The sequence below is a fragment of the Parabacteroides sp. KHUB-03 genome (assembly GCF_056640975.1).
In genome coordinates this window covers 78,509-92,835 of sequence record NZ_CM153257.1, presented here as the reverse complement: position 1 = coordinate 92,835, position 14,327 = coordinate 78,509, and the positions used below count along the sequence as shown (strand labels likewise).

Below are 14,327 nucleotides of genomic sequence, written 5' to 3'. Positions count from 1 at the left end.
CCATACGGTTGACAATTGTCGGCCGCTTGGTCGATAATTATCAACTCAAAACTTGTCCGTCACAAAAACAGATTTCATCACCAGGCCATTTAGAACCGGCAACGTCAGAAATTTTTCATTACAGAAATATTTCCTTATTCTTATTGCTTGATATGCGGATTTAGCATACCTTTGCGTGATAATTACATAGTTTAAGGTTGAAACTTCTAAACACAATTAAATAACTTAAATTATTATCTTATGTGGTTACTTAATTCTTCTATCGGGAAGAAACTGATAATGAGTATATCAGGTATCTTCCTTATTCTGTTTTTATTGTTCCATATGTCCATGAACGTGGCGGCTGTATTCTCCGGGGCAGCTTACGACGCGATCTGTGCATTTCTGGGAGCAAACTGGTATGCCGTAGCTGCTACAATGGTGTTGGCTGCAGGCTTCATTATCCACATCATTTACGCATTCATTCTGACATTGCAGAACCGTAAGGCTCGCGGAAACGACCGTTACGCTATCAATGCCCGTCCGAAAGGCGTAGAATGGGCTTCTCAGAACATGCTTGTGCTGGGTATTATTGTAATCCTGTTCCTGGTATTACACTTCACTCAGTTCTGGTACAACATGATGTTTGCCGAATTAATGGGACACCATGAAGTTATGCTGGGCGATGGTACAGTAGCTTCTCCTCAGAGCGGCGCCACTTTTATTAATTATTATTTCAAAGGCAACATCCTTATTACCGTGTTATATCTGATATGGTATGTAGCTTTGTGGTTCCACCTGACTCATGGTTTCTGGAGCGCAATCCACACATTGGGTTGGAACAACACCATCTGGATGAGCCGTTGGGAATGTATCTCTAAAATCTTTGCAACCGTAGTTTGTGCTATCTTTGCAATTATCACTATTATTTTCTATCTGAATGGTGTTGGCGGTTGCTAAGAAACCGGTTTTCTGCATAAGCTGACAATTAATAATCAATCATTGAAAATAAATTATTATGACTGAAATAAATTCTAAAATACCTCAAGGCCCGTTGGCTGAGAAGTGGAGTAATTATAAAGCTCACCAGAAATTGGTGAACCCCGCAAACAAACGTCGTCTGGATGTAATCGTTGTTGGTACAGGTCTGGCTGGTGCTTCTGCTGCCGCATCACTGGCTGAAATGGGATTCAACGTATTGAACTTCTGTATCCAGGACTCACCTCGCCGTGCACACTCTATTGCCGCGCAGGGAGGTATCAATGCTGCAAAAAATTATCAGAATGACGGCGACTCTGTTTACCGTCTGTTTTACGATACAATCAAAGGTGGCGACTATCGTGCACGCGAAGCCAACGTATACCGTTTGGCTGAAGTATCTAACAGTATTATAGACCAGTGTGTAGCACAAGGTGTTCCTTTCGCCCGCGAATACGGCGGCCTGTTGGATAACCGTTCATTCGGCGGTGCCCAGGTATCACGTACATTCTATGCCCGCGGTCAGACCGGACAGCAATTGTTGCTGGGTGCTTATTCTGCATTAAGCCGTCAGATCGGATTAGGTAAAGTAAAGATGTACACACGCCACGAAATGCTGGACGTTGTTAAAATTGATGGCCGCGCCCGTGGTATCATCGCCCGTAACCTGATTACCGGTAAGGTTGAGCGTTTTGCTGCCCACGCAGTAGTTGTTGCAACAGGTGGCTATGTAAATACCTTCTTCCTGTCTACTAATGCAATGGCATCCAACGGTTCAGCTGCATGGCAGTGCTATAAGAAAGGTGCTTATTTTGCAAACCCATGTATGGTGCAGATTCACCCGACTTGTGTTCCTGTACACGGCGATTATCAGTCAAAACTGACTTTGATGTCCGAATCTCTTCGTAACGATGGACGTATCTGGGTTCCAAAAAAACTGGAAGATGCAAAAGCATTGCAGGCTGGAACAAAGAAAGGTAAAGATATTCCGGAAGCAGACCGCGATTACTATCTGGAACGCCGTTATCCGGCATTCGGCAACCTGGTTCCGCGTGACGTGGCTTCACGTGCAGCTAAAGAACGTTGCGATGCAGGCTTCGGTGTAAACAATACAGGTTTGGCTGTATTCCTTGACTTCTCCGACGCTATCAACCGTTTGGGCAAGGAAGTAGTGAAAGCTAAATACGGCAACCTGTTCGATATGTACGAAGAAATTACCAATGACGATCCATACGAAACACCAATGATGATTTATCCTGCATTACACTATTCAATGGGTGGTTTGTGGGTAGACTATGAATTGATGACTTCCATTCCGGGCTTGTTCGCTATCGGTGAAGCAAACTTCTCAGACCACGGTGCAAACCGTTTGGGAGCATCAGCCTTGATGCAAGGTTTGGCCGACGGTTACTTCGTATTGCCTTATACTATCCAGAACTATCTGTCAGACCAGATTCAGGTTCCGCGTTTCAGTACAGACCTGCCTGAATTTGCAGAAGCAGAAAAGGCTATCAACGCACGTATTGCAAAACTGATGGGCATCCAGGGTAAAGAGTCTGTTGATTCTATCCATAAAAAGCTGGGACACATCATGTGGGAACACATCGGTATGGCCCGTGATGCCAAAGGTTTGGAAGAAGCTATCCAAATGTTGAAAGACCTGAAGAAAGAATTCTGGACAAACGTACATATTCCGGGTAAAGGTGATGACCTGAACGTTGAACTCGAAAAAGCACTTCGTCTGGCCGACTTCATCGAAATCGGTACATTGATGGCTCACGATGCATTAGACCGTGCAGAGTCTTGTGGCGGACACTTCCGTACAGAGCATCAGACTGAAGAAGGCGAAGCCCTTCGTCACGACGATAAATTCATGTACGTATCTTGCTGGGAATACCAGGGTGAAGACAAAGATCCTGTTATGTTGAAAGAAGATCTGAATTATGAATTCGTAGTACCTCAGACACGTAACTACAAGAAGTAATCAACCAATTACAAAAATTAGAATCATGGATAAAGATATAAATATTTCAGTTAAAGTTTGGCGCCAGAGAGGTCCGAAGGAAAAAGGACAATTCGAAACCTATCAGCTGAAAAACATTAACCAGGGTACTTCTTTCCTGGAAATGTTGGATATTCTGAACGAACAGTTGATCAACGAGGGGAAAGAACCTATTGTATTCGATCATGACTGCCGTGAAGGTATCTGCGGTATGTGTTCTCTTTATGTAAACGGCCATGCACATGGTCCGGCTACAGGAGCAACAACCTGCCAGCTTTATATGCGTCGTTTCCACGATGGAGAGACAATCACGATCGAACCTTGGCGTTCTGCCGGATTCCCGATCATCCGCGACTTGATGGTAGATCGTTACGCTTACGATAAAATCATTCAGGCTGGTGGTTTCGTTTCAGTAAACACAGGTGGTGTACCTGATGCCAATTCAATTGCTATTCCTCGTGATGATGCAGAAATGGCTATGGATGCCGCCGCTTGTATCGGTTGCGGTGCTTGTGCCGCTGCTTGCAAAAACGGTTCAGCTATGTTGTTCGTTTCTGCCAAGGTTAGCCAGTTGGCTTTATTACCTCAAGGCAAAATCGAAGCTTCACGCCGTGCAAAAGCTATGGTAGCCAAGATGGACGAACTGGGCTTCGGTAACTGTACAAACACTCGTGCCTGCGAAATGGAATGTCCGAAGAACATCTCCGTCAGCAATATCGCCCGCATGAACCGCGAATTCATTTGGGCTAAGTTGAAAGACTAATATCCGTTATATTCGGATTTATAATACAAAGGGCTGCAGGTGTCATACAAAATAATGACATTATGCAGTCCTTTATTTTTTCAAACCACAATAATACCACATAAAACCTATCACAACATGGAACCACTAAAAATAGCAACTGCCCAGTTTGAAACACGTGACAACGACAAAGCCTATAATCTTTCGGTAATCCGGGAAATATGTAGTAAAGCATCTGGCGAAGGTGCCCAGGTTGTAGCATTCCATGAATGTTCCGTTTGCGGATACACATTTGCAAAAGAGTTGTCAAGAGAAGAACTTTTAGCCATTGCAGAGCCAATCCCTTCGGGCAAAAGTACGCAAACATTAATCAGCATAGCAAAAGAATTTAATATCACCCTGCTGGCCGGATTCTTTGAAAAAGACAGTAACGACAATATCTACAAAGCACAAATTTGTGTAGATGGGAATGGACTGAAAGCAAAATACCGAAAACTCCATCCATTTATCAATCCTCATATTCTTCCGGGCGATCGATATGTGGTATTCGATATAAAAGGATGGAAATGCGGTATTCTGATCTGTTACGATAACAATATTATTGAAAATGTCCGCGCTACAAAATTGTTAGGAGCAGACATTATCTTCATGCCCCATGTAACCATGTGTACACTTTCTCCACGTCCGGGAGCCGGCTTGGTTGATCCTGCTTTGTGGGAAAAGCGCGACGCCGATCCTACCACCTTGCGTCAGGAATTTGATGGGCTGAAAGGTCGTTCCTGGCTAATGAAATGGCTCCCGGCCCGGGCATACGACAATGCCGTCTATGTAGTCTTTTCCAACCCGATAGGAAAAGATTATAATGAAATAAAAAATGGCTGCTCTATGATACTAGATCCGTTTGGTGATATTCTGGCCGAATGCCGGAAACTGGGAGACGACTACGTAACAGCCACCCTTATCCCCGAAAAACTAACACAAGCCGGAGGGCATCGTTACCTCAACGCACGCCGCCCTGAATTATATGCAGACATCATCAGCCAACCTCACACTTCGGTCCAAAAAGTAGCTTGGCTGACAGAGGAATAGGTAACCGATTTTTGCTGCAACCGGATATTGAAAATGCTTTTTACAAAAAGCATTTAAGTTATAAATGAAATATAGTACATTATTATATACATTTGCAAAGTCAATATTTGTCTTACAATCTATACTATTTACTTATGAACGGAAAATATATGTTTATTCTTTTGGCCAGTGCATTTGTCTATACAGCCTATCCACAATTATATAAAGACCCGAAAGCTTCGATAAAAGACCGTGTGGAAGATTTGCTTCAACGAATGACGCTGGAAGAAAAGGTGGAACAATTGTCGATGACTAGCCTTGCCGACTTCCCCAAGTCAAAATCCGTATATGGCGTATGCGAAAGTCCTTTTATCGACATAAAACAAATTGCAGAACTATCAGCCAAAGCAAAAAAACATGCCCGCGAAAATACCCGATTAGGTATTCCTCCCATTCAAATAGGCGAATGCCTGCACGGACAACTGGCCTACGGAGCCACCATATTTCCGCAAGCCATTGCGCAGGGAAGCACATGGAGTCCTTCATTGATAGAAGAAATGGCTTCTGTAATAGCCTACGAAGCTTCGGCTTCAGGAGTAGATCAGGCATTATCTCCGTTATTCGACCTTATCAAAGATCCGCGTTACGGACGAAATGAAGAATGTTATGCAGAAGATCCGTATCTGGTAGGCGAGATGGGATCAGCTTTCGTTACAGGAATGCAAGGCAAACCCGAACAAACACTTAAAGCCATTCCTGAAAACAAACTGATGTGCACAGCCAAGCATTTTGCAGGATACAGCCAACCGATTGCAGGGATCAACCTTGCTCCCTCTTCACTGGGAGAACGCGAAATGAGATCGTTACACCTACCTCCTTTCCAGAAAGTAGTGCAAAAGGCAAACATTTATTCCGTTATGCCATCTTATAATGAGGTAGATGGCATGCCGGCCCACGCAAATCATTTTCTACTGACTCAAATATTGCGTAATGAATGGAACTTCCAGGGCTATGTATTCTCCGATTACGGAGGCATATCCATGCTACATTATTTCCATAAAACAGCCAAAGACAAAGCAGAGGCAGCACAACAAGCCATAACCGCAGGAGTAGACCTCGAAGCAGCCCGGCCGGAGAATTATGCAGAACTGGTGCATTTAGTACAGGAAGGCAAAGTATCGGAAGAACTAATAAACCAATCGGTTCGGCGCATACTGACCGTCAAGTTTAAAGCCGGGCTTTTTGAAAAACCTTACCCCGACATAGCCAATCTGAAGAAAAGAGTTCATCTGCCTGCCCACGTCGAATTGGCGCAGAGGATTGCCGAAGAATCTATTATCCTCTTACAGAATGACAACAACCTGCTTCCGTTGAATCCCGATAAGCTGAAAAGTATTGCCGTGATAGGCCCCAATGCCAATCAGGTACAATATGGCGACTATTCGTATACCCGTGACAACAAATCCGGTGTAACTGTGTTGGAAGGTATCAAACAATTGGTTGGAGACCGTATGCAAGTACACTATGCCAAAGGCTGCGACATATCAGGACTAAGCAAGGAAGGCTTCGCCGAGGCAGTAGAGACTGCTCAAAAAGGTGATGCCGTAGTAGTTGTCCTGGGAGGAACCAGTGTGATTCTTTCCGGTATAGGTTGGGGAAAAGGGCCCGGAGAACAAGAAGCAGGCGATCCTTTCACCTGCGGCGAAGGGTATGACCTGACTGACATCAATCCGTTAGGTGTACAGCGTGAATTAATACAAGCACTGAAAGAAACGGGAAAACCAGTCATCCTCGTATTAATACACGGACGCCCCTGGAGTATTTCGTGGGAGAAGGAAAACATACCGGCTATACTGGAAGCCTGGTACCCGGGCGAAAGAGGCGGTGCCGCCATCGCCAACATACTATTCGGCAAAGTGAACCCTTCGGGCCGGCTAAATGTAACAATACCCCAATCAGTGGGACATATTCCGGTCAGTTACGATTATAAACCTTCCGGCAAAGGTATTAACCGCAAACCGGGCACAAAAGAGAAGCCGGGCAGAGATTATGTATTCTCTTCTCCCGCCCCGCTATTCCCATTTGGTTACGGATTATCTTACACCTCTTTCGCATATTCGGATATGCAAATCTCAAAGAAGACATTTGGTAAAGAAAGCATAGAAGTCTCCGTTAACGTCAAAAATACGGGTCAGTTAACAGGGAAAGAGGTAGTACAACTTTATGTAAACGACCTGGTAAGCAGTACAACTACTCCAGTCATGTCGTTAATACGTTTCCGGAAAATAGAATTAAAGCCGGCAGAAAGCAAACGAATCTCATTCACAATACCTTATCAGGAACTGGGTTTATGGAATGCCCGCATGCAATATGTTACGGAACCGGGACTGTTTGAATTTATGTTTGCCAAATCGGCAGAAGACATCCAATGCCGGGAAATAGCAGAATATAAAGGTAATTAGCCTAAAACGAGGATAAATAATAAAAATCCGAACATAATTACAATTTATTATCTGTTTTACAACACAATTTAGCATTTTAACTATTGATACTTATTGAAAAAGCCATACCTTTGCATTGTGGTTTTTTCATAATAGTATTAGATTTAAGGTTAACAAAGTTTGGTTAGGGCTTGTCGTGAGACAGGCTTTAATTGTTTATAAGAGGCAGAATATTTCAAACAAGTCCGGAATCTACGCATTACAACACCGGAAGCATGTAAGCCTAAATTTATACCCCTTTATGTAAAAAGGAGTCCAAACAAGAAGAAAACACACCCCTGAAAAGGTCAAGGCAGCAACGTAATGTGCAGCCTTTTTTCATCCCTTATCTTAAAATACCATCTCTTTTTATCGGGAATATTCCGTAATTCACCGATATTTGTCTGTAATCAAGCGGTTTTATATTGCATGTACTTTACATCAAACTTACATTTGTATCAAACGAATTTAAAATAAGATATCATGAATACAAATAACAAAAGTGTATTTTGGGCAATTCCGTTCATCTTTGTCGGCATTGTCTGGTTTCTGAAAAACATGGGGATAGTTACATATAGCTTATTTTCCATACTTATTTCATGGCAAGTACTTCTCATATATGTAGGACTGTTTAATCTATTAAGTAAACGTTTTTGGGCAGGATTGATTACCACTGCAATAGGAGTTGTATTTATTCTACCGGAAATAGGTTGGTCAAGCAGTAACTGGCTTCATGTTTATTGGCCTCTTATCTTCGTAATTATTGGTGTATTCCAACTATTCAAACCCCAAAGAAGGCCCAACACAAATTTCCATCAAAAACATTTTCAAAGAAATTTCCAAAAACATTGGAAGGAAGAAGCAAACACATACTCCAACACAGATTATTCCAGTCAGGATGGTTTCGTTATATCCTACAACACATTTGGCTCTGTTCAGCAAATCGTATTAGACCCGGTTTTCAAAGGGGCGGATATCCGAAATACATGTGGCGGAACAGTATTAGACTTGCGCCGAACTAAACTGGAAGCAGCGCAGACCTTCATCGATGTAGAATGTACTTTCGGAGGTATTGAAATCTATTTGCCTGCCGAATGGAATTTACAATCACAAGTCAATACAGTTATTGGCGGATGCGATGACAAGCGTTATCACTCTTCAGCCGAAACAGATCAGGAACATGTGCTGATTATCCGGGGGAAAGTAACTTTTGGCGGTATTGAATTTAAGAATTAATCATATGCAAACACATCCGTTTTTTGGATCAGTCATAAACCGGATGACAGGACTTCTGGCAACGGTAACAACATGGGCAATTTATTCCCTGTTGCTATATTGCTATGGAGGTCTCGAATGGTGGATGGCAGGTATAGATGGATTGATCTCCATTGGGCTTTTAGCCATAGCCGGATATCTGTACGGATACATTTTTGAAGTAATTCATTCATTACAAATGTATCTGTTACTAGGCATTCTGATCCAGATAATCAGTCTGGCGGGTGCGTGGGAAATAGAATTATGGCTACAACAAGAAGCGATCACAGATTTTTGTGCCACCATTCCGCTCCGGCTTACTCTGGGAACCTTAATCTGGGTAATCTTGTCGATGTGGTATCGCATATATAACCTGGAAAAACAAAGCCTGGAAGAATCCATTGAGCCGTCCGAACCGGAATATGCAATTAATGAATTATCTGTTGTAAAAGCTGATGAAGAAACCATACTCGACCGCATTTCCGTAAAAGACGGTTCACGCATACATATTATCCATTTAGAAGAATTGCTCTATCTACAGGCTTGCGGGGATTACGTTACCCTCTTCACTTCCACAGGACAATATGTCAAGGAGCAAACGATGAAATATTTTGAGGCACATTTGCCCCAGGAAATATTTGTGCGCATCCATCGTTCTTGTATCGTTAATATGGAACAAATTCTACGTATCGAATTGTTTGGAAAAGAAAATTACCAGATACGTTTAAAGAACGGTATCTGTCTCCGCGCAAGTTTATCCGGTTATAAACTGCTAAAAGAACGCTTGTCTTTATAAGCTCTAAGAGATGTCTTATCTGTTAATTTTACAATATTTTGATTGGAATGTATTTACTTTTATGTTGAATAACACTTTTTGGCAACATATAAGATATTGCTTAACATATATTATCCGGGAAACTATTGACAAAAGGGATTGACAGGTGTATATTTGCATTGTGGTTTTTTCATAATAGTATTAGATTTAAGGTTAACAAAGTTTGGTTAGGGCTTGTCGTGAGACAGGCTTTAATTGTTTATAAGGGTCTCATTCCCAAACACTCATCTCCTCCTTCATCTTAGTCACGTAAACAACTCCTCTTCGAGTTATCTGCTCCAACTTTTCATAGTCTATATAGGCCGGTTCATAGTCATTATACCATCTTTTGGGATAGAAGGAAGAAAACAGGACTTTTATTAGTAAAACATATATCCTTTTATACCCTGCTTGCTATAAATACAAAAAGAAGGTTGCTTCATTATGGTTTCGAAACAACCTTCTTTTTTATAAACTACTATAGATTTGCCTATTGTTTAACTATTTCTGCAACTTCCAACTCAAATATCAATGTCGTATATGGAAGTATCGTAATCTGACCTGCCGCTTGCGCTTTTTTTCCGCTGGCACCATAGCCTAATTGCTGAGGAATCCAAATTTCCCATTTATCTCCTACATGCATATGTTGCAAAGCAGTAGTCCATCCGTCCACAACTCCGGAAACTTCAAATTTAGATGGAGCTCCTTCTTCAAATGTATGAGATTCAAAAACTGTTCCATCAATAAGGGAGCCTTTATAGTAAGCTTTAACCGTACTTGTATAATAAATAGGTTCTTTACCTTCGCCTTCCTTTATTACTTTATAAAGAATAAAGCCTTCATTACTTTGCGACTTCAGTTGCTGAAAACCCGGAGCAAATATCTGTGCCTGAAAGGCCTCATCATTTTCAATTTTCCACGCTTCATCTACTTCTAATGCATCTTCATTTTTGCTGCAGGAGGAAACCACCAGCACGCAAAACAACATCAGGGCTATTTGCAGGTACTTCTTCATTCTTCGTTTTTTATTCTATTACCTTTTTCAATAAATTCTTCAAACTAACTTTCTCAGAGATTATATCATGCAACTTATCGATACTTACACGTTCCTGCTCCATTGTGTCGCGGAAACGGATAGTTACACAATTATCTTTCAAAGTATCATGGTCTACAGTGATACAATACGGAGTACCGATTGCATCCTGACGGCGGTAACGCTTGCCAATCGAATCTTTCTCATCATACTGGCAACGGAAATCGAAACGCAACATGTTTACAATCTCTTCTGCCTTTTCGGGAAGTCCGTCTTTTTTTACCAACGGCAATACAGCCAGTTTGATTGGAGCTAACGCTGCCGGCAATTTCAGTACAACGCGGGATTCTCCATTTTCCAAAGTTTCTTCGCAATAAGAACCTGCCATAATACTCAGGAATACACGGTCTACACCGATTGAAGTTTCTATTACATACGGTGTATAGCTCTGGTTCAGCTCAGGATCGAAGTATTGTATCTTCTTACCTGAAAATTTCTCATGCTGGCTCAAGTCGAAGTCCGTACGGCTATGAATACCTTCTACTTCTTTGAAGCCGAAAGGCATTTCAAATTCTATGTCGGTAGCCGCATTTGCATAATGCGCCAGCTTTTCATGATCATGATAACGATACTTCTCATTACCCAATCCTAAAGCCTGATGCCATTTCAAACGGGTAGATTTCCATTTCTTAAACCATTCTATCTCTTCGCCCGGACGAACAAAGAATTGCATTTCCATCTGTTCGAACTCACGCATACGGAAGATAAATTGACGGGCTACGATCTCGTTACGAAAAGCCTTACCTATCTGTGCGATACCAAACGGTACTTTCATACGTCCGGTCTTCTGTACATTCAAAAAGTTGACAAAGATACCCTGAGCTGTTTCCGGGCGCAGATAAATCTTGGTGGCTCCATCGGCTGTAGAACCCATATCGGTAGAAAACATCAGGTTGAACTGGCGTACTTCCGTCCAGTTGCGGGTTCCCGAGATAGGACATACAATCTCACAATCCAGAATCAGCTGGCGAAGGTCTTCAAAGTTACCATCGTTAAGCGCTTTCGAAAAGCGTTCGTGTATCTCGTTCCATTTTGCCTGATATTCCTGTACACGTCCATTTGTAGCACGAAACTGGGCTTCGTCAAAAGCTTCTCCAAACTTCTTGGCTGCCTTGGCAACCTCTTTATTCATCTTTTCTTCTATCTTAGCCAGATGGTCTTCAATCAACACATCGGCACGATAGCGTTTCTTAGAGTCTTTATTGTCAATCAACGGATCGTTGAAAGCGTCTACGTGACCGGAAGCTTTCCAGATAGTGGGATGCATAAAAATAGCCGAATCGATGCCGACTACATTCTCGTGCAACAACGTCATACTGTCCCACCAATATTTTTTTATATTATTTTTCAGCTCAACGCCATACTGTCCATAATCGTACACTGCACCTAAACCATCATATATCTCTGATGAGGGAAATACAAAACCGTATTCCTTACAATGCGAAACTAACTTCTTAAAAACATCTTCTTGTGCCATGATAAAATAATTAATGGCGCAAAGTAAGTGATTTTTCATCAAAATACGATACATTTAGAACGCTTCTTTCTGATAAACACTTAATTTACTTTTAAAAATAACAATACAAATCCGTATTTTTATTACATTTACGATTTTTCAACCATGCATTTATTTTTTCATATATGAAAACACCCACGAAAACATTTATCTTCTTTATCTCCATTTGTATATTCCTGGCTTTTACATCAGGTTGTACAAATACTTTACACGGAGACGTCGTATCTATTGACAACGGGAAAATCAAATTAGGTTTTGAACGATCTACAGGAAAGCTGATCTCATTTTCCGACATTGCAACTTCATACGAGTATATAGACTCGGCAGCCGTAGAGGGTTTGCCCTGGCTATTGGATGTTGCCGCCGGAACTCCGGCACCGGAGAAACTGCCAACAAAGGTAAGCTTCCAAAAGCCGGACCCACTCACCCTCAACATTGAATGGCAACAAGCAGACGGAACCAACGGCTTAAAAGTAATAGCATCCGTATCACTCGATAAAGAAAAAGCTTTATCTTACTGGAATATCAAAGTAGAAGGAATGGGAGAACAAAACATTCAGAATGTTAAGTTTCCCGTTATTGCCGGTATCAAAGACCTGGGTAATGAAGAACTGGCTGCAGCTACCTGGCTGGGCAGCCTCATAAAAAACCCCAGGGCAGAAGTAGTAAAACAGAAAACACCGGCAACCTACACATGGAACCACCCGGGACACCTGTCTATGCAACTAATGGCTTTATACAACAAAAAATCGAGCGGCATTTATTTCTCCTGCAACGATACGCTTGCCTATACTAAAAACTTCTCATTGACATTCGATACGAATAACAAACTGGAATACAGCATAACCAACATTCCGCCTTTCGACAATCGGATAGACAGCTATCAACCTGCCTACCAAGCCATACTCGGATCTTTTCGCGGAGACTGGATTACAGCAGCAAAAATGTATCGCAAATGGGGTATCCAACAGAAATGGTGCAGGGAAAGCCGGTTCAAAAACAACTTAACGGCAGAATGGCTACCCCAGACAGGTATATGGGTTTGGAACAGGGGCAAATCACCAAATGTACTGCCTGAAGCTATCGACCTTCAGGAAAGAGCCGGAGTGCCGGTCAATGTCTTTTGGCATTGGTGGCACAATTGTTCTTACGACGATTATTTCCCCGAATACCTCCCTCCGCGTGAAGGAGGCAAATCTTTTATCGAAGCTGTAACCGCCGCCCGGCAGAAAGGGGTACGAAGCATTGTGTATATGAATTCCTTTCAATGGGGAACATCCACCGATAGTTGGAAATCGGAAAATGCCGAACCCTATTGTGCCAAAACCATAGACGGGAAGACATACGAGCATGCTTACAATATATTTACCAACAAATCCATCACCCCGATGTGTATGGCCACAGAGTTCTGGCAAAATAAATATGCTTCCTTGTGCGACAGTGTGATAAACTTCTATCAGGCCAGCGGCGTATATATGGATCAGGCTTGCATGAACTTCCAGTGTTATGACAAAAGTCACGGACACGACCTGGGAGGAGGCAACTACTGGATAAACGGATTCCAGAAGCTAACCTCCCTCATCCGAAGTAAAATCACCGACAAAAAACAATCCATTCTTGCCGGAGAAGGTTCGGGCGAAGACTGGATTTCGAATCTCGACCTCTTTCTGACTTTAGAAACAAGCCGCGAGCGTTATGCCGGTATCAGCAATATCGAATCTATTCCGTTATATCAGGCCGTTTATCACGACTACGCTATAACCTATGGCAGCTATTCTTCGTTGGTATATCCCCCCTACGACGAATTATGGCCGGCCCAATACAGCCCGGCCAATAAAGAAAAAGCATTGCCTGAAGACTTCAACTCGCAGTTCCTGATGGAACAATCGCGTGCTTTCGTATGGGGAATGCAGCCTACCATTGCCAATTACCATGCCTTCTTGGCCAAAGACCGTAAAGAAGAAATAGACTTTTTAATCAAACTGGTTAAAACACGTTATAAGGCACTCGGTTATTTACTTTATGGAGAATACTGCCGTACTCCGGAGATCAACATACCAAATCAGGAAATCGACATATCGAAACTTTCCATCTACGTAGGCCGCACCGGAAACAACGTTTCCAAATTCAAGAAAACAGTTCCTTCGTTATATACCGGAACATGGAAATCACCCGACGGGGCTATCGGAATCGCACTGGCCAGCATAAGCGATAAACAGCTACCGGTGGACTTCACAATCAACCTATCCGATTATGATTTGCCTTCGGAAGGAGAAGTGTATGTAACAACAGACAGTACGCGCCTTCTTTTGCAAACATACGCCCACAGCAAGGCCAACATTCATTTTGACATGCCGGCCCGTGGAGTTTGTGTTCTGGAGTTTATTCCCAAACAATAACA

Annotated in this window: 10 protein-coding genes; 8 read left to right on the top strand and 2 right to left on the bottom strand. The window is 42.4% G+C overall.

Features of this window, described 5'->3' with window-relative positions; all coding sequences use genetic code 11:
- The first annotated feature begins 240 nt into the window (after positions 1-240).
- The 7 genes from ACYIB7_RS00365 to ACYIB7_RS00335 all read left to right on the top strand — a co-directional run bounded on the left by ACYIB7_RS00365 (position 241) and on the right by ACYIB7_RS00335 (position 9,299).
- On the top strand, positions 241-939 hold the full coding sequence (locus tag ACYIB7_RS00365) for a succinate dehydrogenase cytochrome b subunit (protein ID WP_103982800.1): 699 nt from the start codon (positions 241-243) through the stop codon (positions 937-939).
- A gap of 58 nt (positions 940-997) precedes the next feature.
- Positions 998-2,941, top strand: coding sequence for a fumarate reductase/succinate dehydrogenase flavoprotein subunit (locus tag ACYIB7_RS00360; protein ID WP_103982801.1), 1,944 nt, complete (start codon positions 998-1,000; stop codon positions 2,939-2,941).
- A gap of 25 nt (positions 2,942-2,966) precedes the next feature.
- On the top strand, positions 2,967-3,722 hold the full coding sequence (locus tag ACYIB7_RS00355; protein WP_099463982.1) for a succinate dehydrogenase/fumarate reductase iron-sulfur subunit: 756 nt from the start codon (positions 2,967-2,969) through the stop codon (positions 3,720-3,722).
- A 117-nt stretch (positions 3,723-3,839) separates the two neighbouring features.
- On the top strand, positions 3,840-4,790 hold the full coding sequence (locus ACYIB7_RS00350; RefSeq protein ID WP_099463983.1) for a nitrilase family protein: 951 nt from the start codon (positions 3,840-3,842) through the stop codon (positions 4,788-4,790).
- A 134-nt stretch (positions 4,791-4,924) separates the two neighbouring features.
- Positions 4,925-7,231 carry a glycoside hydrolase family 3 N-terminal domain-containing protein gene (locus ACYIB7_RS00345; RefSeq protein WP_103982803.1) on the top strand — a complete coding sequence of 769 codons (2,307 nt, stop codon included), beginning with the start codon at positions 4,925-4,927 and terminating at the stop codon, positions 7,229-7,231.
- Between the two features lie 501 nt (positions 7,232-7,732).
- Positions 7,733-8,485 carry a LiaF transmembrane domain-containing protein gene (locus tag ACYIB7_RS00340; protein ID WP_103982804.1) on the top strand — a complete coding sequence of 251 codons (753 nt, stop codon included), beginning with the start codon at positions 7,733-7,735 and terminating at the stop codon, positions 8,483-8,485.
- A 4-nt stretch (positions 8,486-8,489) separates the two neighbouring features.
- Entirely contained in the window at positions 8,490-9,299 is an 810-nt protein-coding gene (locus ACYIB7_RS00335) for a LytR/AlgR family response regulator transcription factor (protein WP_103982805.1), read from the top strand.
- A gap of 508 nt (positions 9,300-9,807) precedes the next feature.
- On the opposite strand, the gene bamJ is transcribed toward ACYIB7_RS00335, so the two are convergent.
- Together bamJ and ACYIB7_RS00325 are read right to left on the bottom strand one after the other, a co-directional pair.
- On the bottom strand, positions 9,808-10,332 hold the full coding sequence (gene bamJ, locus ACYIB7_RS00330; RefSeq protein WP_103982806.1) for a BamJ family beta-barrel-assembly machinery protein: 525 nt from the start codon (positions 10,330-10,332) through the stop codon (positions 9,808-9,810).
- A 10-nt stretch (positions 10,333-10,342) separates the two neighbouring features.
- Positions 10,343-11,887 (bottom strand): glycine--tRNA ligase, encoded by a 1,545-nt coding sequence (locus ACYIB7_RS00325; protein ID WP_103982916.1) that lies wholly within the window; start codon positions 11,885-11,887, stop codon positions 10,343-10,345.
- Positions 11,888-12,051: 164 nt separating this feature from the next.
- On the opposite strand from ACYIB7_RS00325, the gene ACYIB7_RS00320 reads away from it, so the two are divergent.
- Positions 12,052-14,325, top strand: a complete 2,274-nt coding sequence (locus tag ACYIB7_RS00320) for a DUF6259 domain-containing protein (RefSeq protein ID WP_480337740.1) — start codon at positions 12,052-12,054, stop codon at positions 14,323-14,325.
- Positions 14,326-14,327 lie beyond the last annotated feature (2 nt).

Bases quoted from the DNA above. Each gene is read 5' to 3' on its own strand.
- ACYIB7_RS00365 (WP_103982800.1), top strand. From the start codon at position 241: ATGTGGTTACTTAATTCTTCTATCGGGAAGAAACTGATAATGAGTATA.
- ACYIB7_RS00360 (WP_103982801.1), top strand. From the start codon at position 998: ATGACTGAAATAAATTCTAAAATACCTCAAGGCCCGTTGGCTGAGAAG.
- ACYIB7_RS00355 (WP_099463982.1), top strand. From the start codon at position 2,967: ATGGATAAAGATATAAATATTTCAGTTAAAGTTTGGCGCCAGAGAGGT.
- ACYIB7_RS00350 (WP_099463983.1), top strand. From the start codon at position 3,840: ATGGAACCACTAAAAATAGCAACTGCCCAGTTTGAAACACGTGACAAC.
- ACYIB7_RS00345 (WP_103982803.1), top strand. From the start codon at position 4,925: ATGAACGGAAAATATATGTTTATTCTTTTGGCCAGTGCATTTGTCTAT.
- ACYIB7_RS00340 (WP_103982804.1), top strand. From the start codon at position 7,733: ATGAATACAAATAACAAAAGTGTATTTTGGGCAATTCCGTTCATCTTT.
- ACYIB7_RS00335 (WP_103982805.1), top strand. From the start codon at position 8,490: ATGCAAACACATCCGTTTTTTGGATCAGTCATAAACCGGATGACAGGA.
- bamJ (WP_103982806.1), bottom strand. From the start codon at position 10,332: ATGAAGAAGTACCTGCAAATAGCCCTGATGTTGTTTTGCGTGCTGGTG.
- ACYIB7_RS00325 (WP_103982916.1), bottom strand. From the start codon at position 11,887: ATGGCACAAGAAGATGTTTTTAAGAAGTTAGTTTCGCATTGTAAGGAA.
- ACYIB7_RS00320 (WP_480337740.1), top strand. From the start codon at position 12,052: ATGAAAACACCCACGAAAACATTTATCTTCTTTATCTCCATTTGTATA.